The organism is Streptomyces sp. CB02400 (assembly GCF_001905725.1).
GTDB classification, from domain to species: domain Bacteria; phylum Actinomycetota; class Actinomycetes; order Streptomycetales; family Streptomycetaceae; genus Streptomyces; species Streptomyces atrovirens.
The window spans coordinates 310,767-330,179 of sequence record NZ_LIWB01000006.1; the positions used below are offsets into that span (position 1 = coordinate 310,767).

Genomic DNA, 19,413 nt, shown 5'->3' on the forward strand with positions numbered 1-19,413 from the left:
CCGTCTGGCCTGCGGCAATGCGCGCGGGTCGTGCGCGGGGGCACGGCTCGGGCGGGCCCGGAGGAATCCGGTGTCCGTCTCGGGTGTTCCGGGAGTAGACCGTCCTCACAGTCGCCCGCAGGCGATCCGCGGGCACGGGATCGCTACCATGGGGTTTCCGGAGCCTGACCGGGGGACCCGGATCGCGCACGAGGAGTCCTCTTGCCAGACGAGGCCCAGCACCTGACCGCCGCCAAGCCCGAGTCCGCCTCGGCGGCCGCGGCCAAGCCCGCGCCGAGCGCGCCCCACGCGAAGAACGACACGCGCGGGCCGGTCCAGCACGCCCAGTCCGCGCCGGTCGACAAGCCCGAGCAGCCGCGCCCCAAGCCGTCCCCTCCCGAGCGCTCCGCGCCCCTGGCGCGCCCGAACACCGGCCAGCCGCGCTCCGGCTCCTCCAACCGCGTCCGCGCCCGCCTCGCCCGGCTCGGCGTCCAGCGCGCCAACCCGTACAACCCGGTCCTCGAACCGTTGCTGCGGATCGTCCGCAGCAACGACCCCAAGATCGAGAACGCCACGCTCCGCCAGATCGAGCGCGCCTACCAGGTCGCCGAGCGCTGGCACCGCGGCCAGAAGCGCAAGAGCGGCGACCCGTACATCACGCACCCGCTCGCCGTCACCACCATCCTCGCCGAGCTCGGCATGGACCCGGCCACCCTGATGGCCGGACTGCTGCACGACACCGTCGAGGACACCGAGTACGGCCTGGAGGACCTGCGCCGCGACTTCGGCGACGTGGTCACCCTGCTCGTCGACGGCGTCACCAAGCTCGACAAGGTCAAGTTCGGCGAGGCCGCCCAGGCCGAGACCGTGCGCAAGATGGTCGTCGCCATGGCCAAGGACCCCCGCGTCCTGGTCATCAAGCTCGCCGACCGCCTGCACAACATGCGCACCATGCGCTACCTCAAGCGCGAGAAGCAGGAGAAGAAGGCGCGCGAGACCCTGGAGATCTACGCGCCGCTCGCCCACCGCCTGGGCATGAACACCATCAAGTGGGAGCTGGAGGACCTCGCCTTCGCGATCCTCTACCCCAAGATGTACGACGAGATCGTCCGCCTGGTCGCCGAGCGCGCGCCCAAACGCGACGAGTACCTCGCCATCGTCACCGACGAGGTGCAGCAGGACCTGCGCGCCGCCCGCATCAAGGCGACCGTCACCGGACGCCCCAAGCACTACTACAGCGTCTACCAGAAGATGATCGTCCGCGGCCGTGACTTCGCGGAGATCTACGACCTGGTGGGCATCCGCGTCCTCGTGGACACCGTCCGCGACTGCTACGCGGCCCTCGGCACGGTGCACGCGCGATGGAACCCGGTCCCCGGCCGGTTCAAGGACTACATCGCGATGCCCAAGTTCAACATGTACCAGTCGCTGCACACGACGGTCATCGGCCCCGGCGGCAAACCCGTCGAGCTGCAGATCCGCACCTTCGACATGCACCGCCGCGCCGAGTACGGCATCGCCGCGCACTGGAAGTACAAGCAGGAGGCCGTCGCCGGCGCCTCCAAGGTCCGTTCCGACGCGCCCAAGTCGTCCGGCAAGGGCAAGGACGACCACCTCAACGACATGGCCTGGCTGCGGCAGCTCCTGGACTGGCAGAAGGAGACCGAGGACCCCGGCGAGTTCCTGGAGTCCCTGCGCTTCGACCTCTCCCGCAACGAGGTCTTCGTCTTCACCCCCAAGGGCGACGTCATAGCGCTGCCCGCGAGTGCCACCCCCGTGGACTTCGCCTACGCCGTCCACACCGAGGTCGGCCACCGCACCATCGGGGCGCGGGTCAACGGCCGCCTCGTACCGCTGGAGTCGACCCTCGACAACGGCGATCTGGTGGAGGTCTTCACCTCCAAGGCGGCCGGCGCCGGCCCCTCCCGCGACTGGCTCGGCTTCGTCAAGTCGCCGCGCGCCCGCAACAAGATCCGTGCCTGGTTCTCCAAGGAGCGCCGCGACGAGGCCATCGAGCACGGCAAGGACTCCATCGTCCGCGCGATGCGCAAGCAGAACCTGCCGATCCAGCGCATCCTCACCGGCGACTCGCTGGTCACGCTGGCGCACGAGATGCGCTACTCGGACATCTCCGCGCTGTACGCGGCGATCGGCGAGGGCCATGTCTCCGCGCAGAACATCGTGCAGAAGCTCGTCCAGGCCCTCGGCGGCGAGGAGGCCGCCACCGAGGAGATCGACGAGTCGGTCCCGCCGGCCCGCAGCCGCAAGCGCCGCTCCAGCGCCGACCCCGGTGTCGTCGTCAAGGGCGTCGAGGACGTCTGGGTGAAGCTGGCCCGCTGCTGTACGCCGGTGCCCGGCGACCCGATCATCGGGTTCGTGACCCGGGGCAGCGGCGTATCGGTGCACCGCAGCGACTGCGTCAACGTCGACTCGCTGTCCCGGGAGCCCGAGCGGATCCTCGACGTCGAGTGGGCGCCCACCCAGTCCTCGGTCTTCCTGGTCGCCATCCAGGTCGAGGCCCTCGACCGGTCCCGGCTGCTGTCGGACGTCACACGCGTACTGTCCGACCAGCACGTCAACATCCTCTCGGCGGCCGTCCAGACCTCCCGCGACCGTGTCGCCACCTCCCGCTTCACCTTCGAGATGGGCGACCCCAAGCACCTCGGTCACGTCCTGAAGGCCGTACGCGGCGTGGAGGGCGTCTACGACGTCTACCGGGTGACCTCGGCCCGCAACCGCACGTAGCGGACGACAGGCACACGAAAGGGGGGCTCCCGTACCCGAGGTACGGGAGCCCCCCTTTCGTGTGCTGCGCGCGAGTTCAGCCGCCGAACTCGTGCAGACCCTTCAGCGCCTGGTCCAGCAGGGCCTGACGGCCCTCCAGCTCCCGCTCCAGCTTCTCCGCCTTGGCGGTGTTGCCCTGCGCCCTGGCCTGCTCGATCTGGCCCTTCAGCTTGTCCACGGCGGCCTGGAGCTGACCGGTCAGACCCGCGGCACGCGCGCGTGCCTCCGGGTTCGTCCGGCGCCACTCGGCCTCCTCGGCCTCCTGCAGGGCCCGCTCCACGGTGTGCATCCGGCCCTCGACCTTCGGGCGGGCGTCCCGCGGCACATGGCCGATGGCCTCCCAGCGCTCGTTGATCCCGCGGAACGCGGCCCGCGCGGCCTTCAGTTCCGTGATCGGCAGGAGCTTCTCGGCCTCCTCGGCCAGCTCCTCCTTGAGCTTGAGGTTCTCGGCCTGCTCCGCGTCACGCTCGGCGAAGACCGAGCTGCGGGCGGCGAAGAAGACGTCCTGGGCGCCGCGGAAGCGGTTCCACAGGTCGTCCTCGTGCTCGCGCTGGGCGCGGCCCGCGGCCTTCCACTCCGACATCAGGTCGCGGTAGCGGGCGGCCGTCGGCCCCCAGTCCGTCGAGCCAGACAGCGACTCGGCCTCCGCGACCAGCCGCTCCTTGGCCTGACGGGCCTCCTCGCGCTGCGCGTCCAGCTGCGCGAAGTGCTGCTTGCGCCGCTTGGAGAACGCCGACCGCGCGTGCGAGAACCGGTGCCACAGCTCGTCGTCCGACTTGCGGTCCAGCCGCGGCAGGCCCTTCCAGGTGTCCACCAGCGCCCGCAGCCGCTCACCGGCGGCCCGCCACTGGTCGGACTGCGCCAGCTCCTCCGCCTCGACGACCAGCGCCTCCTTGGCGTGCCGCGCCTCGTCGGACTGCTTGGCCCGCTGTGCCTTGCGCTCCTCGCGGCGCGCCTCCACCAGCTCCACGAGCTTGTCCAGCCGGGCCCTGAGGGCGTCCAGGTCGCCGACCGCGTGGTGCGCGTCCACCTGCTCGCGCAGGTGCCCGATCGCGGTCTGGGCGTCCTTGGACGACAGGTCGGTGGTCTTCACTCGCTTCTCGAGGAGGCCGATCTCGACAACCAGGCCCTCGTACTTGCGCTCGAAGTAGGCCAGCGCCTCCTCGGGGGAGCCGGCCTGCCAGGAACCGACGACCTGCTCGCCGTCGGCCGTACGCACGTACACGGTCCCCGTCTCGTCGACGCGGCCCCACGGGTCGCTGCTCACAGCGCCTCCTCCACATGATGCCGTCGAGGGGGCCTCGAAGCTCCCCCGGGCATCGTCCACAGTTTCGTCACGGCCAACATAGGCGACCGACGGGATGCCTGTCCGCATCCCGCGCGACCGAAATTTCGCAGTTGGGGGTCAGGATTTGGTGACGGTCGCCTTGTCGATCACGACCGTCGCGTTGGGCGCCCCGTCACCCGCTCCGGTGTTCTCCCCGGCGTCGGCGATCTTCTTCAGCACCTTCATGCCGGCGTCCGAGACGGTCCCGAACGGGGTGTAGCTGGGCGGAAGCTGACTGTCCTGGTAGACCAGGAAGAACTGGCTGCCGCCGCTGTCCGCCTGCCCGGTGTTGGCCATCGCGACCGTGCCCGCCGGGTAGATGTTGTCCTTCAGGCTTTCGTCCTTCAGGTTCTCGTCCGGGATCGTGTACCCGGGACCGCCGGTGCCGGTGCCCGTCGGGTCACCGCACTGCAGCACGTAGATGCCGTTCGTGGTGAGCCGGTGGCACTTGCTGTGGTCGAAGTAGCCCTTCTTCGCCAGGAAGTCGAACGAGTTGACCGTGTGCGGGGCCGCCGACGCCTTCAGCGCCACGTCTATCTCGCCACAGGTCGTGTCCAGCTTCAGGGTGTACTTCGCCGACTTGTCGATGGCGACCGCCGGCTCCTTCTTCCAGGTCTCCGTCTTGACCTTGCCCTCGGCGGGCTTGTCGCACGGGTCCGGAGCCTTGCTGGTCGGTGCGGCGCTCGGTGTGACCTCCGCGTTCGCGTTGGTCTTGTCGTCGTCCTGCTCCAGCGCCCCGGTCGCGTACAGCGCGCCGCTGCCCACGAGGACCACACCGAGCACGGACGCGATCACCGAGTTGCGCACCCGCGACTTCCGCCGCGCTTCGGTGCGCCGCTGCTGCTGCCGCAAGAACTTCTCCCGGGCGAGCTGACGCCGCCGCTGCTCCTGGCTGACCACCGGATTCTCTCCTCATGCGTCTCGTGTGCCGGCCGGTACGCGTGCGTGCGTGCGGTGAGCCGACCGCCTGCGTGTGCCCCGTACCGTATATGGGTTCGCTGAGGAATCGGCAGCGCCGGTAGGCTCTGACCACGGGCGCAGCCCCGTCGCAAGCCTCCCGTATCGACACAACGAAGGACGATCGTGCTCATTGCCGGGTTCCCCGCCGGGGCCTGGGGGACGAACTGTTATCTCGTCGCCCCCGCCGCCGGTGAGGAGTGCGTGATCATCGACCCCGGCCACCAGGCCGCCGACGGCGTCGCGGAGGCGGTCCGCAAGCACCGGCTCAAGCCCGTCGCCGTCGTCCTCACCCACGGTCACATCGACCACGTCGCCTCGGTCGTCCCGGTGTGCGGAGCGCACGACGTACCGGCCTGGATCCACCCCGAGGACCGGTACATGATGAGCGACCCCGAGAAGGGCATCGGCCGCGCCATCGGCATGCCGCTGATGGGCGAACTGACGGTGGGGGAGCCGGACGACGTCAGGGAACTCACCGACGGCACGCGGCTGGACCTCGCGGGCCTCACGTTCTCCGTCGCGCACGCGCCGGGCCATACCAAGGGGTCGGTGACCTTCGGCCTGCCCGAGGCGGCGGACATCCCGCCGGTCATGTTCTCGGGCGACCTGCTGTTCGCCGGCTCCATCGGACGCACCGACCTGCCGGGTGGCTCCATGGACGACATGCTCGAGTCCCTGGCCCGCGTGTGCCTGCCGCTCGACGACTCGACCGTGGTGCTGTCCGGCCACGGCCCCCAGACGACCATCGGCCAGGAGCGCGCCACCAACCCGTATCTGCGGCAGGTGGCCGCCGGCCAGGGAGCCACCACCGAGGCTCCCCGACGAGGAATGTGACGAGACCTTCCGTGAGCACCTTCAAGGCCCCCAAGGGCACGTACGACCTGATCCCGCCGGACAGCGCCAAGTACCTCGCCGTCCGCGAGGCCATCGCCGCCCCGCTGCGGGGCTCCGGCTACGGCTACATCGAGACGCCCGGCTTCGAGAACGTCGAGCTGTTCGCGCGCGGTGTCGGTGAGTCCACCGACATCGTCACCAAGGAGATGTACGCCTTCGAGACCAAGGGCGGCGACCGGCTCGCCCTGCGCCCCGAGGGCACCGCCTCCGTGCTGCGCGCCGCCCTGGAGGCCAACCTGCACAAGGCGGGCAACCTCCCGGTCAAGCTCTGGTACTCCGGCTCCTACTACCGCTACGAGCGCCCCCAGAAGGGCCGTTACCGCCACTTCTCCCAGGTCGGCGCCGAGGCGATCGGCGCGGAGGACCCGGCGCTCGACGCCGAGCTGATCATCCTCGCCGACCAGGCGTACCGCTCGCTGGGCCTGCAGAACTTCCGCATCCTGCTCAACAGCCTCGGCGACAAGGAGTGCCGCCCGGTGTACCGGGCCGCGCTGCAGGACTTCCTGCGCGGCCTCGACCTGGACGAGGACACGCTGCGCCGCGCGGAGATCAACCCGCTGCGCGTCCTGGACGACAAGCGCGAGTCGGTGCAGAAGCAGCTCACCGGCGCGCCCCTGCTGCGCGACTACCTCTGCGACGCCTGCAAGGCGTACCACGAGGAGGTCCGCGAACTGATCACGGCGGCGGGCGTCGCCTTCGAGGACGACCCCAAGCTGGTCCGCGGCCTGGACTACTACACCCGTACGACCTTCGAGTTCGTCCACGACGGTCTGGGCTCCCAGTCCGCGGTGGGCGGCGGCGGCCGCTACGACGGCCTGTCCGAGATGATCGGCGGCCCCGCGCTGCCGTCCGTCGGCTGGGCCCTCGGCGTCGACCGCACCGTGCTGGCCCTGGAGGCGGAGGGCGTCGAGCTCGAACTCCCCGCCACCACCAGCGTGTTCGCCGTCCCGCTCGGCGAGGAGGCCCGCCGGGTGCTGTTCGCCAAGGTCACCGAGCTGCGCAAGAACGGCGTGGCCGCGGACTTCTCCTACGGGAGCAAGGGCCTCAAGGCCGCGATGAAGGCCGCCAACCGCTCGGGCGCCCGCTACGCCCTGGTGCTGGGCGAACGCGACCTCGCCGAAGGTGTCGTCCAGCTCAAGGACATGGAGTCCGGCGAGCAGACGGCGGTCGGCGTCAACGAGATCGTGGCGGAGCTGGAGTCACGGCTCGGCTGACCCCTCGTACCGACGGAGGCGCCGGATGCCCGCGCGGGGCACCGGCGCCTCCGTCGTCAACGGGTACGGGCTTCTTCACCCGGCCGGATGATCCTGAACGGAGCGCATGTGCGACCGTCCCCCGGACATCGGCCGAAACCGCACGCTCACGGGCGAACGCCGGTACGCACTTATGTCCGCACAACGGCGAATCCACAGCCCCGTACGGCACAATGGCCCCTGCCCGAAGCAGGTCCACACTCCCCAGTGACGGAATCGGCGTGATGAGCAAGACGACAGTCAGGGACGTCGACATGGATCCCGAACCCTCGGCCGCACCGCAGCGCGCCGCCTCCGCGCCGCGCACGGAGGGCGCGAGCCGGGCCTTCGCCCTGCTCCTGGTGATCACCGGCGCCGCCGGCGTGCTCGCCGCGTGGGTGATCACGCTCGACAAGTTCAAGCTGCTCGAGGCCAAGGTCAAGGGCGAGACGTTCGTCCCCGGGTGCAGCCTCAACCCCGTCGTCTCCTGCGGCAGCGTCATGGAGAGCGACCAGGCCTCCGTCTTCGGCTTCCCCAACCCGATGCTCGGCCTCGTCACCTACGGCATCGTCGTCTGCGTCGGCATGAGCCTGCTCACCCGGGCCCGCTTCCCGCGCTGGTACTGGCTCACCTTCAACGCCGGCACCCTCTTCGGTGTCGTGTTCTGTGCCTGGCTGATGTTCCAGTCCCTGTACCGGATCAACGCCCTGTGCCTGTGGTGCTGCCTGGCCTGGGTCGCCACGATCATCATGTTCTGGTACGTGACGTCGTTCAACATCCGCCAGGGCTTCCTGCCCGCCCCGGGCTGGCTGAAGGGCTTCTTCGGCGAGTTCACCTGGGTCATGCCGGTCCTGCACATCGGCATCATCGGCATGCTGATCCTGACCCGCTGGTGGGAGTTCTGGACCAGCTGACCGCCCGCCCCGGGCTGTCGGTGCGGTGCTTTAGGGTTTCAGCGTGGAGCCCGACCTGTTCACCGCCGCAGCAGAAGAACGCCAGGAGAAGGACCCGACCGGCAGCCCCCTGGCGGTCCGGATGCGTCCGCGCACCCTCGACGAGGTGGTGGGCCAGCAGCACCTGCTGAAGCCCGGCTCCCCCCTGCGCAGACTGGTCGGCGAGGGCGCCTCGGGCCCCGCGGGTCCCTCCTCGGTGATCCTCTGGGGCCCGCCCGGAACCGGCAAGACGACCCTGGCCTACGTCGTCTCCAAGGCCACCAACAAGCGCTTCGTCGAACTGTCGGCGATCACCGCGGGCGTCAAGGAGGTCCGCGCGGTCATCGACGGCGCCCGCCGCGCCTCCGGCGGGTACGGCCAGGAGACCGTCCTCTTCCTCGACGAGATCCACCGCTTCAGCAAGGCCCAGCAGGACTCCCTGCTCCCGGCCGTGGAGAACCGCTGGGTCACCCTGATCGCCGCGACCACCGAGAACCCCTACTTCTCGGTCATCTCCCCGCTGCTCTCCCGCTCCCTCCTCCTCACCCTCGAACCGCTCACCGACGACGACATCCGGGACCTGCTGAAGCGCGCCCTCACCGACGAGCGGGGCCTGAAGGGCGCCGTCACCCTCCCCGAGGACACCGAGAACCACTTCCTGCGCATCGCGGGCGGCGACGCCCGCCGCGCGCTCACCGCCCTGGAGGCCGCCGCGGGGGCCGCGCTCGACAAGGGCGAGGCGGCGATCACCCTGGCCACGCTGGAGGAGACGGTCGACCGGGCCGCGGTGAAGTACGACCGCGACGGCGACCAGCACTACGACGTCGCCAGCGCCCTGATCAAGTCCATCCGCGGCTCCGACGTGGACGCCGCCCTGCACTACCTGGCCCGCATGATCGAGGCCGGCGAGGACCCCCGCTTCATCGCCCGCCGCCTGATGATCTCCGCCAGCGAGGACATCGGCCTCGCCGACCCGAACGCGCTGCCGATCGCGGTCGCCGCCGCCCAGGCCGTCGCCATGATCGGCTTCCCCGAGGCCGCCCTCACCCTCAGCCACGCCACCATCGCCCTCGCCCTCGCCCCCAAGTCCAACGCCGCCACCACCGCGATCGGCGCCGCCCTGGACGACGTACGCAAGGGACTGGCCGGTCCCGTGCCGTCCCACCTCCGGGACAGCCACTACAAGGGCGCGACCAAGCTCGGGCACGGCAAGGGCTACACCTACCCGCACGACCTGCCCGAGGGCATCGCCGAACAGCAGTACGCGCCGGACGCCCTGAAGGACCGCGCGTACTACGAGCCCACCCGGCACGGCGCGGAGGCGCGGTACGCGGACGCGGTGGAGTGGACCAGGAAGCACCTCGGTCGGAAGCGGTCCTGACCACCCTGTAGAATCTGCCGGAGTGCTGAGTCCCGTGTCCGGCTCCGGTCGGCGCCTCAGGCGGGACACCCAGCCGGATCCTTCGATCCAGGAGCGTCGCGCACCGTCGTAGGTGTCGCGGGCAGCCCACCACCCCCCGTAAGTCCCGGGACCGGTCGGTGGGCCGTTCGTGTGCTGCACGTATGTGCCCAGACCAGGGGAGCGGCTGCCCGTCAGGTCCTCACGGACCCGAGGGGAATTCCCCGGCTGCGGATGCGACCTCCCGTAACCCTGAGGCAGCCGAAAAGGAAAAGGAAGAGAAGTGGCGAACCAGTCCCGCCCCAAGGTCAAGAAGTCGCGTGCCCTCGGCATCGCGCTGACCCCGAAGGCCGTCAAGTACTTCGAGGCCCGCCCCTACCCGCCGGGCGAGCACGGCCGTGGCCGCAAGCAGAACTCGGACTACAAGGTCCGTCTGCTGGAGAAGCAGCGTCTGCGCGCGCAGTACGACCTCTCCGAGCGCCAGCTGGTGCGCGCCTACGAGCGTGCCTCCAAGGTGCAGGGCAAGACCGGTGAGGCCCTGATCGTGGAGCTGGAGCGGCGCCTCGACGCGCTGGTCCTGCGTTCGGGCATCGCCCGCACGATCTACCAGGCCCGCCAGATGGTCACCCACGGCCACATCCAGGTCAACGGCAAGAAGGTCGACAAGCCCTCCTTCCGTGTCCGCCCGGACGACGTCGTGCAGGTCCGCGACCGCAGCAAGGAGAAGACCCTCTTCACGATCGCCCGTGAAGGCGGCTTCGCCCCCGACGGTGAGACCCCGCGCTACCTCCAGGTGAACCTCAAGTCCCTGGCGTTCCGCCTGGACCGTGAGCCGAACCGCAAGGAGATCCCGGTGATCTGCGACGAGCAGCTCGTCGTCGAGTACTACGCCCGCTGACCCCAGCAGGCGCGCGGTATCCCGAACCCGCCGTCTCCCCGCCCCTCCGGGCGGGCGAGGCGGCGGGTTCGTCGTCGCTTCCCGCGACTCCGCCGGTGGCGGACGGTAATCCGGTACGGAGTCCCGTCACCGGCGCGATAGGCTCGACCCCACGACTTTCTCGATGTTCAGGCGCGTTTCAAGGGAGCGGGTGCACACAGTGTCCGGTGGCGAGGTGGCCGGAATCCTGGTGGCCGTGTTCTGGGCGATCCTGGTCTCCTTCCTCGCCGTCGCGCTGGCGAGGCTGGCCCAGACGCTCCGGGCGACCACCAGGCTCGTGGCGGACGTGACCGACCAGGCCGTCCCCCTGCTGGCGGACGCCTCGGCGGCGGTGCGTTCCGCGCAGACCCAGATCGAACGGGTCGACGCGATCGCCTCCGACGTCCAGGAGGTCACCTCCAACGCCTCCGCGCTGTCGACCACCGTGGCCTCCACCTTCGGCGGCCCCCTGGTCAAGGTCGCCGCCTTCGGCTACGGCGTGCGCCGCGCCGTCAGCGGCCGCAAGGACGACGCCCCGGCCAAGGAACCGAGGCGCAACGTGATCGTGGGCCGCACCGTCCCGGGCGCGCGGCGGGAAAAGCGGACCCGGGGAAAGAGGGACTGACCCAGCGATGTTCCGCCGAACGTTCTGGTTCACCACCGGCGTCGCCGCCGGCGTGTGGGCCACCACCAAGGTCAACCGCAAGATCAAGCAGCTGACGCCCGAGCACCTCGCCGTCACCGCGGCGAACAAGGCGATCGAGACCGGCGGCCGGCTCAAGGACCGCGCGGTGGACTTCGCGCTCGAGGTCCGCGACAACATGGCCCGGCGGGAAGCCGAACTGGGCGACGCGCTCGGGCTCAACGCCCCCGTCGACCGCGAACTCCCCGCGCCCCGCGGCTACGCCGTCATCGAGAACCGCAACACCCCCAAGTACGTCGAGGGCCCGGCGCGGAAGTCGACGCACCGGACACACCAGACGTACCCGACGTACCCGTACAACCGGAATGAGGACCACTGATGGAGTCGGCCGAGATCCGCCGCCGCTGGCTGAGCTTCTTCGAGGAGCGCGGGCACACCGTCGTCCCTTCGGCGTCGCTCATCGCGGACGACCCGACTCTGCTGCTCGTCCCGGCCGGCATGGTGCCCTTCAAGCCCTACTTCCTGGGCGAGGTCAAGCCGCCCTTCGACCGCGCCACCAGCGTGCAGAAGTGCGTGCGCACACCCGACATCGAAGAGGTCGGCAAGACCACCCGCCACGGCACGTTCTTCCAGATGTGCGGCAACTTCTCCTTCGGCGACTACTTCAAGGAAGGCGCCATCAAGCTCGCCTGGGAGCTGCTCACCAGCACCCGGGACCAGGGCGGTTACGGCCTCGACCCCGAGCGCCTGTGGATCACCGTCTACCAGGACGACGACGAGGCCGAGCAGATCTGGCGCGACGTCGTCGGCGTGCCCGCCGAGCGCATCCAGCGCCTGGGCAAGAAGGACAACTTCTGGTCCATGGGCGTCCCCGGCCCCTGCGGCCCCTGCTCCGAGATCAACTACGACCGCGGCCCCGAGTTCGGCGTCGAGGGCGGCCCCGCCGTCAACGACGAGCGGTACGTGGAGATCTGGAACCTCGTCTTCATGCAGTACGAGCGGGGCGAGGGCACCGGCAAGGACGACTTCGAGATCCTCGGTGACCTGCCGAGCAAGAACATCGACACGGGCCTGGGCTTCGAGCGGCTCGCCATGATTCTGCAGGGCGTGCAGAACATGTACGAGATCGACACCTCCATGGCCGTGATCGACAAGGCCACCGAGCTCACCGGCGTGGCCTACGGCGACGCCCAGGCCTCCGACGTCTCCCTGCGCGTGGTCACCGACCACATGCGTACGTCCGTGATGCTCATCGGCGACGGCGTCACCCCCGGCAACGAGGGCCGCGGCTACGTGCTGCGCCGCATCATGCGCCGCGCCATCCGCAACATGCGCCTGCTCGGTGCCACCGGTCCGGTCGTCAAGGACCTGATCGACGTCGTCATCGGCATGATGGGCCAGCAGTACCCCGAGCTCGTCACCGACCGCGAGCGCATCGAGAAGGTCGCCCTCGCCGAGGAGAACGCCTTCCTCAAGACGCTGAAGGCCGGCACCAACATCCTCGACACCGCCGTCAGCGACACCAAGGCCTCCGGCGGCACCGTCCTCGCCGGCGACAAGGCCTTCCTGCTCCACGACACCTGGGGCTTCCCGATCGACCTCACCCTGGAGATGGCCGCCGAGCAGGGGCTCTCCGTGGACGAGGACGGCTTCCGCCGTCTGATGAAGGAGCAGCGGGAGCGCGCCAAGGCCGACGCCCAGGCCAAGAAGACCGGCCACGCCGGCGCCGGCGCCTACCGGGAGATCGCCGACAAGGCCGGCGCCACCGACTTCGTCGGCTACACCGACACCGAGAGCGAGTCCACGATCGTCGGCATCCTCGTCGACGGCGCCTCCTCCCCGGCGGCCACCGAGGGCGACGAGGTCGAGATCGTCCTCGACCGCACCCCGTTCTACGCCGAGGGCGGCGGCCAGATCGGCGACACCGGCCGCATCAAGGTCGACACCGGTGCCGTCATCGAGATCCGCGACTGCCAGAAGCCGGTCCCGGGCGTGTACGTCCACAAGGGCGTCGTCCAGGTCGGCGAGGTCACCGTCGGCGCCAAGGCCCAGGCCTCCATCGACGGCCGCCGCCGTACGGCCATCGCCCGCGCCCACTCGGCCACCCACCTCACCCACCAGGCGCTGCGCGACGCCCTCGGCCCGACGGCCGCCCAGGCCGGTTCCGAGAACCAGCCCGGCCGCTTCCGCTTCGACTTCGGCTCCCCGTCCGCCGTACCGACGGCCGTGATGACCGACGTCGAGCAGAAGATCAACGAAGTGCTCGCCCGCGACCTCGACGTGCGCGCCGACGTCATGGGCATCGACGAGGCCAAGAAGCAGGGCGCCATCGCCGAGTTCGGCGAGAAGTACGGCGAGCGCGTGCGCGTCGTCACCATCGGCGACTTCTCCAAGGAGCTGTGCGGCGGCACCCACGTGCACAACACCGCCCAGCTCGGTCTGGTGAAGCTGCTCGGCGAGTCCTCCATCGGCTCCGGTGTGCGCCGTATCGAGGCCCTGGTCGGCGTGGACGCCTACAACTTCCTCGCCCGTGAGCACACGGTCGTCGCCCAGCTCCAGGAGCTGATCAAGGGCCGCCCGGAGGAGCTTCCGGAGAAGGTCTCCGCCATGCTCGGCAAGCTGAAGGACGCCGAGAAGGAGATCGAGAAGTTCCGCGCCGAGAAGGTGCTCCAGGCTGCCGCCGGTCTCGCCGAGTCCGCCAAGGACGTCCGCGGCATCGCCCTTGTCACCGGCCGGGTCCCCGACGGCACCACGCCGGACGACCTGCGCAAGCTGGTCCTCGACGTGCGGGGCCGCATCCAGGGCGGCCGGGCCGCCGTCGTCGCCCTGTTCACCGTGAACAACGGCAAGCCGCTGACGGTCATCGCCACCAACGACGCCGCCCGCGAGCGCGGCCTCAAGGCCGGCGAACTGGTCCGCACGGCCGCCAAGACCCTCGGCGGCGGCGGTGGCGGCAAGCCGGACGTCGCCCAGGGCGGCGGCCAGAACCCGGCCGCCATCGGCGAGGCCGTCGACGCCGTCGAGCGTCTCGTGGCGGACACCGCCAAGTGAGCGAGGACCAGCGGGACACCCCGGCGCTGCGCCGGGGTCGCCGTCTCGCCGTCGACGTGGGGGACGCCCGTATCGGGGTCGCCTCGTGCGACCCCGACGGGATCCTCGCCACGCCGGTCGAGACCGTCCCCGGCCGCGACGTCCCCGCCGCCCACCGCAGGCTGCGGCAGCTCGTCGAGGAGTACGAGCCGATCGAGGTCGTCGTCGGTCTCCCCCGCTCCCTCAAGGGGGGCGAGGGCCCGGCCGCGGCCAAGGTCAGGGGTTTCGCGCAGGAGCTGGCCCGCGGCATCGCGCCCGTCCCGGTGCGCCTGGTCGACGAGCGGATGACCACGGTCACGGCGAGCCAGGGACTGCGCGCCTCCGGCGTCAGGTCCAAAAAGGGCCGCTCGGTCATCGACCAGGTCGCCGCTGTGATCATCCTCCAGCAGGCACTGGAATCCGAACGGGTGTCAGGCAGGCCACCCGGTGAGGGCGTCGAAGTGGTCATCTGATCGCGGTACGGTAACGTTCCGCGCGATGCGGACGGTGTTCGAACAGCCGCCGCGCAGAGAGAGGCGGTACGGGAGCCGTGGTCTTCAGGTGGCCGCGTGCCCGCCGTCTCGCGGCTCTAGGGGATCAATGACTGAGTATGGCCGGGGCCAGGGCTCCGAACCGTGGCATCCGGACGACCCGTTGTACGGGGACGGCGGATGGGGCGGACAGCAGACCCAGCAGGGTCAGCAGTCCCCCTACGGCGGCCAGCCACAGCACTATCCGCAGCAGCCGCAGACGCACCAGCAGTACGACGACTGGGGCACCGGCGAGCAGCACGGGTACGGCGGGCAGCAGTACCCGCAGTACGACCAGCAGCAACAGCCGCAGTACGACCAGCAGCAGTACGCCCCTCAGCAGCAACAGCCGCAGTACGACCAGAACGGCTGGCCCACGGGCTCCTACCCGCAGGATCCCTACGCCGCCGACCCGACGGACCCGTACGCGCAGCAGCCGGGGACGTACGGCGGGGAGCAGCCCGACCACTACGGCACAGCCGACGCCTACCCACCGCCCGAGCCCCCCGGCCGACGCCGCGCCGAACCGGAGCCGCAGACGGACTGGGACCCGGGTCCCGACCAGGGCGAACACGCTTTCTTCGCGGGCGATGACGATGACGCCGCCACCGACGACGACGAGCCGGGCGACCGGAGCGGGCGCGGCGACCGCCGGGGCCGGGGCGGCAAGGAGAGGAAACGGCGCAGCGGCCTGGCCTGCCTCGTCGTGGTCGGTGTCTTCGGCGGGGGCCTCGCCGGTGTCGGCTACTTCGGCTACCAGTTCTACCAGGATCGTTTCGGCAGCGCCCCGGACTTCGCGGGGGCCGGCAACGGCGAGCAGGTGACCGTCGTCATTCCCAAGGGCTCCGGCGGGTACGCCATCGGCCAGGAGCTCAAGAAGATGGGCGTGGTCAAGAGCGTCGACGCCTTCGTCGCGGCCCAGGCGGCCAACCCGCAGGGCAAGAGTATCCAGGACGGCGTCTACACCCTGGAGAAGGAGATGTCGGCCGCGAGCGCGGTCGAACTGATGCTCAGTCCCAAGAGTCGCGACAACCTGGTCATCGCCGAGGGCAAGCGCAGCGTCGTCGTCTATGAGCTCATCGACAAGCGCCTCGAGCTGGACAAGGGCACCACGGCCAAGGTCGCCGAGACCAAGTGGAAGACCCTGGGCCTGCCCGACTGGGCCGTGAACCACGAGAACCTCAAGGATCCGCTGGAGGGCTTCCTCTACCCGTCCAGCTACGCCGTCGCCAAGGGCCAGAAACCCGAGGCCGTGCTGAAACAGATGGTGGCTCGTGCCACCGAGAAGTACGAGGAGCTGGACTTCGAGGGCAAGGCCGAGAGCCTCGGTCTCGAAGGGCCGTGGGAGCTGGTGACGGTCGCGAGCCTGGTGCAGGTGGAGGGCAAGACCCACGACGACTTCCGCAAGATGTCCGAGGTGATCTACAACCGGCTCAAGCCCACCAACACCGAGACGAACCAGGAGCTGCAGTTCGACTCGAGCTTCAACTACCTCCTGGGCCAGAGCGAGATCGACATCTCCGAGTCGGAGATCAACAGCAACCCCGACCCGTACAACACGTACACCAACAAGGGCCTGCCGCCCGGCCCGATCAGCAATCCGGGCGAGGAGGCGCTGCAGGCCGCGCTGAACCCGACGAGCGACGGCTGGATGTACTTCGTGGCCACGGACGGCATGAGCAAGACCGAGTTCGCCAAGACCATCGATGAGCACCAGAAGCTCGTCGAGAAGTTCAACGCGTCGAGGGGAAACTGACGCCCGCCGCCCACAGGACCGCCGTACTCGGCTCCCCGATCGCGCATTCCCTCTCCCCGGTGCTGCGCCGCACCGCCGCTGCCGAACTGGGGCTGTCCGGAATCTTCCACCATTCGACGAGGCGTTCCCCCGCCGGCAGTGGACCCGGGGGAGATCGGAATTAGCCATATTGGGCCGGCGGCGGAGTCCTGCGGTATCACGGCTTACATGGTCAATGCGGACCAAGCGTCGGTACTGACGGACGAGTTGACCAACTTGCGCCAGATTTCTCCGAATTTCGTGATCCAGTCATTTCCCGCTGCCGGCCCCGCATGACTTCTTCATGCTGTGGCTATCATGATCGGCGTTCGGTAGGAAAGTCGAATTAGCAAAGAGAAGGGGAGTCGTTGTGCGGAAGCGTTCGGTCATAGCTACCCTGGGTCTTACATTCGCTGTTGCTTTCGGTGCCTCCGGTGGAGCCTCAGCCGCTGTCCAAGGGTCGGGTTCCATAGACTGCAACACTCTCGGCGCCCAAGGAACCCTCGATTACAGTGGTTGGACCGTAGGTACCAAGAACACCATCAGCATCGGCCTTTCCGTTAATGACACGCAGAGCGACGGACATCACCCGCGGATCAGGTTCGTTTCACAGAACTATGCGGGTGAACCCATTTACTACGGGTGGCGTGCTCATTACGGTGGCGCCGGCAGCGGCACCGCCTGGTACACGACGGCCCGGGATACGGGTGGCCTGTGGGCAATCGGAATCCAGGTTGCCAATTTCGAAGGCGATAAATCACTGAACAGTAAGACCTGCTGGGTGAGCTAGTCGCGCGATGGGCCCCTTCTTGTATGGGGCAGTGGCCACGTTGGGGCGTATGAGTGCCGTATCTTCCAGCGGTTCGGCGCAGGCCGGGCCGTTGGAGGGGCCGGGAACGTACGCGATGCGGCGGACACCGGAACCCTGTGCGACTCGGAAGGCACGGGACACCCGGCCATCGCGCTGCGGTCGGCGAAGGTTCTGCTAGACCAGCGGATCTCCACCCGCACCGGGACCGCCGCCGGGGCTGCGCCAGGGCGGCGTCGTTCAGACGATGTGTCCGGCGGCGGCCCGGGACCTGTCGCCCGGCGGCGCCTTCCGTCGCGACAGCGGCCACGGCCCTCGCTCATCGCGGACAGTGGGTAAACCTGCGTGCCGTCGGAACGGCGAGCGCGGGACTTGGCCGGATGCCGGGAGTGTTTGGCCCGGTGGCTGTGCGGTCGTGCTGTGTGAGACAGGTGCCCACGGCCGCGTCCGGTGTGTCGCCGTCGATGCGCCGGAGAGCACGGCGCACGGTGGCCCCGGCCGGGGCCACCGGTCCGTGCCGTAGGCCCGGGCTCGGGTCGCCGAGAGTGGCCAGCACTGCGGGCGGAGCGTCGGCGGTCCACTTCGAGACCGTGGCCGGGGGCTCCGCGCCGGCCGGGACCGTGCACCCTGCCAGGGCCAGGACGACGGCCGGAAACGCGTGGTGCCCGGTTCGGCGTCCGACGGGCCCTCCCGAAGACCGACACCCCGCTCCTCCACCTGGCCGGTCCATGAAGAACAAGCTCATAGAGCCCGGCTGAGATACTTTGGTCATGTCAGAGATCAACTCATGAGCACAGTGAACGGTGTGATGACGACCGTGAACGCCCAGAGAAGCCGGGCTGCTGTGCTCGGTTCGCCCATTGCCCACTCCCTCTCCCCGGTGCTGCACCGCACCGCCTACGCCGAGCTGGGCCTGGAGGGCTGGACGTACGACCGTTTCGAGGTCGACGAGAAGTCCCTGCCCGGCTTCTTCGACACGCTCGGCACCGAGTGGGCGGGGCTGTCGCTGACCATGCCGCTGAAGCGGGCGGTGATCCCGCTGCTCGACTCGGTCAGCGAGACCGCGACGTCCGTCGAGGCGGTCAACACGGTCGTCCTCACGCCGGACGGCCGCCGGACCGGCGACAACACCGACATCCCCGGAATGGTCGCCGCCCTGCGCGAGCACGGCATCGACAAGGTGGAGTCCGCCGCCATCATCGGCGCGGGCGCCACCGCCTCCTCCGCGCTGGCCGCACTGGCCCGGATCTGCTCGGGCGAGGTCACCGTCCACGTCCGCAGCGAGACCCGTGCGGCGGAGATGCGGGAATGGGCCGAGCGGCTCGACGTCACGGTCCGCATCGCCGCCTGGGACGACGCCGAGCAGGCCCTGCGTGCCCCGCTGGTCGTCAGCACCACTCCGGCCGGCGTCACGGACACCCTCGCCAGGGCCGTCCCGGAGCGTCCGACGGCCCTCTTCGACGTGCTCTACGATCCGTGGCCGACCGTCCTCGCCGCCCGCTGGTCGGCGTGCGGGGGTGCCGTGGTCAGCGGGCTGGACCTGCTGGTGCACCAGGCGGTGCTCCAGGTGGAGCAGATGACGGGGCGTTCACCGGCCCCGTTGGACGCCATGCGAAAAGCGGGCGAGCGGGCTCTCGCGGCCCGCTAGGATCCATCCTCGGTTCCGCAGGGGGCGGAACAGGGGAGGGGAACGCGTTCCATGTCCGCAGGCATGCCGCTGGCGTCGGTGAAGTCCCAGATATTCGAGTCCGTGCTGGGCTTCCTGCCCGACTGGGTGCAGATCACGGTGCTGGCCCTGATCGTGCTCGCCGTCGTCGCGTCCTGGGTCGTCAAGATCAAGCGCAAGATCGCGCACCGCCGCGCCGTCCGCAACGGTCAGCCGACCCACGCGGCGGCCCAGTACGGCCAGGGCAGCGGCGCGGACTACCTGGGCCAGTACGCGCCGCAGCGGACCCGACCCGCGCCGCAGGCCCTTCAGCAGCCGAGCGGGGCGGATTACCTGGGCCAGTACGCGCCGCAGCGGCAGGGCAGCGGCGCCGGCCACCCGGGTGCCCATGCCCCGCAGCCGAGCGGGGCCGAATTCCTCGGCGCCTACGCACCCCAGCCCCGTCAGGGCGAGGGCGGCCCGGCCTGATCCCTCCACCGCCCGGCCCGTGATCCCGCCCG

15 protein-coding genes and 1 pseudogene are annotated in these 19,413 nt (G+C 69.8%); 14 read left to right on the forward strand and 2 right to left on the reverse strand.

From position 1 onward, the window contains the following. Window positions 1-201: 201 nt before the first annotated feature. A complete protein-coding gene (relA, locus tag AMK33_RS17600; protein ID WP_073933768.1) occupies window positions 202-2,724 on the forward strand; it encodes a GTP pyrophosphokinase in 2,523 nt (840 codons plus the stop codon). 76 nt (window positions 2,725-2,800) lie between these two features. Here the strand turns inward: relA and AMK33_RS17605 are convergent, their stop codons facing one another. Next, complete coding sequence (locus tag AMK33_RS17605; RefSeq protein WP_073933769.1) at window positions 2,801-4,030, reverse strand: DUF349 domain-containing protein; 1,230 nt, start codon at window positions 4,028-4,030, stop codon at window positions 2,801-2,803. A 138-nt stretch (window positions 4,031-4,168) separates the two neighbouring features. Further along, complete coding sequence (locus AMK33_RS17610; RefSeq protein WP_073933770.1) at window positions 4,169-4,990, reverse strand: peptidylprolyl isomerase; 822 nt, start codon at window positions 4,988-4,990, stop codon at window positions 4,169-4,171. A 183-nt stretch (window positions 4,991-5,173) separates the two neighbouring features. Here AMK33_RS17610 and AMK33_RS17615 point away from each other — a divergent pair, with 183 nt between their 5' ends. The 13 genes and pseudogenes from AMK33_RS17615 to AMK33_RS17675 all read left to right on the forward strand — a co-directional run bounded on the left by AMK33_RS17615 (window position 5,174) and on the right by AMK33_RS17675 (window position 19,381). After that, window positions 5,174-5,884 carry an MBL fold metallo-hydrolase gene (locus AMK33_RS17615; RefSeq protein WP_073933771.1) on the forward strand — a complete coding sequence of 237 codons (711 nt, stop codon included), beginning with the start codon at window positions 5,174-5,176 and terminating at the stop codon, window positions 5,882-5,884. A gap of 11 nt (window positions 5,885-5,895) precedes the next feature. Next, window positions 5,896-7,158 carry a histidine--tRNA ligase gene (gene hisS, locus AMK33_RS17620; protein WP_073933772.1) on the forward strand — a complete coding sequence of 421 codons (1,263 nt, stop codon included), beginning with the start codon at window positions 5,896-5,898 and terminating at the stop codon, window positions 7,156-7,158. A 263-nt stretch (window positions 7,159-7,421) separates the two neighbouring features. Beyond that, window positions 7,422-8,090, forward strand: a complete 669-nt coding sequence (locus tag AMK33_RS17625; protein ID WP_073933773.1) for a vitamin K epoxide reductase family protein — start codon at window positions 7,422-7,424, stop codon at window positions 8,088-8,090. 43 nt (window positions 8,091-8,133) lie between these two features. Then, complete coding sequence (locus tag AMK33_RS17630; protein ID WP_073933774.1) at window positions 8,134-9,489, forward strand: replication-associated recombination protein A; 1,356 nt, start codon at window positions 8,134-8,136, stop codon at window positions 9,487-9,489. A 301-nt stretch (window positions 9,490-9,790) separates the two neighbouring features. Next, a complete protein-coding gene (gene rpsD / locus AMK33_RS17635) occupies window positions 9,791-10,405 on the forward strand; it encodes a 30S ribosomal protein S4 (RefSeq protein ID WP_073933775.1) in 615 nt (204 codons plus the stop codon). Between the two features lie 190 nt (window positions 10,406-10,595). Beyond that, on the forward strand, window positions 10,596-11,048 hold the full coding sequence (locus AMK33_RS17640; protein ID WP_107425133.1) for a DUF948 domain-containing protein: 453 nt from the start codon (window positions 10,596-10,598) through the stop codon (window positions 11,046-11,048). A 7-nt stretch (window positions 11,049-11,055) separates the two neighbouring features. Next, complete coding sequence (locus AMK33_RS17645; protein WP_073933777.1) at window positions 11,056-11,445, forward strand: hypothetical protein; 390 nt, start codon at window positions 11,056-11,058, stop codon at window positions 11,443-11,445. Continuing rightward, window positions 11,445-14,117 carry an alanine--tRNA ligase gene (gene alaS / locus AMK33_RS17650; protein ID WP_073933778.1) on the forward strand — a complete coding sequence of 891 codons (2,673 nt, stop codon included), beginning with the start codon at window positions 11,445-11,447 and terminating at the stop codon, window positions 14,115-14,117. Before AMK33_RS17645 ends, alaS begins: the two co-directional genes overlap by 1 nt. Beyond that, the gene (ruvX, locus tag AMK33_RS17655; protein ID WP_073933779.1) at window positions 14,114-14,608 is read left to right on the forward strand and encodes a Holliday junction resolvase RuvX; all 495 of its coding nucleotides are present in this window, start codon (window positions 14,114-14,116) and stop codon (window positions 14,606-14,608) included. Before alaS ends, ruvX begins: the two co-directional genes overlap by 4 nt. A 127-nt stretch (window positions 14,609-14,735) precedes the next feature. Then, window positions 14,736-16,421, forward strand: a complete 1,686-nt coding sequence (gene mltG / locus AMK33_RS17660) for an endolytic transglycosylase MltG (RefSeq protein WP_073933780.1) — start codon at window positions 14,736-14,738, stop codon at window positions 16,419-16,421. Next, window positions 16,418-16,519: pseudogene (locus AMK33_RS41430) on the forward strand (shikimate dehydrogenase); the annotation flags it as partial. The gene mltG and the pseudogene AMK33_RS41430, both read left to right, overlap by 4 nt. Before the next feature lie 1,515 nt (window positions 16,520-18,034). Then, window positions 18,035-18,895: a shikimate dehydrogenase gene (locus AMK33_RS17670; protein ID WP_235618120.1), complete on the forward strand. Its 861-nt coding sequence runs from the start codon at window positions 18,035-18,037 to the stop codon at window positions 18,893-18,895. A gap of 51 nt (window positions 18,896-18,946) precedes the next feature. Next, complete coding sequence (locus AMK33_RS17675) at window positions 18,947-19,381, forward strand: hypothetical protein (RefSeq protein WP_073933782.1); 435 nt, start codon at window positions 18,947-18,949, stop codon at window positions 19,379-19,381. The last annotated feature ends 32 nt before the right edge of the window (window positions 19,382-19,413 follow it).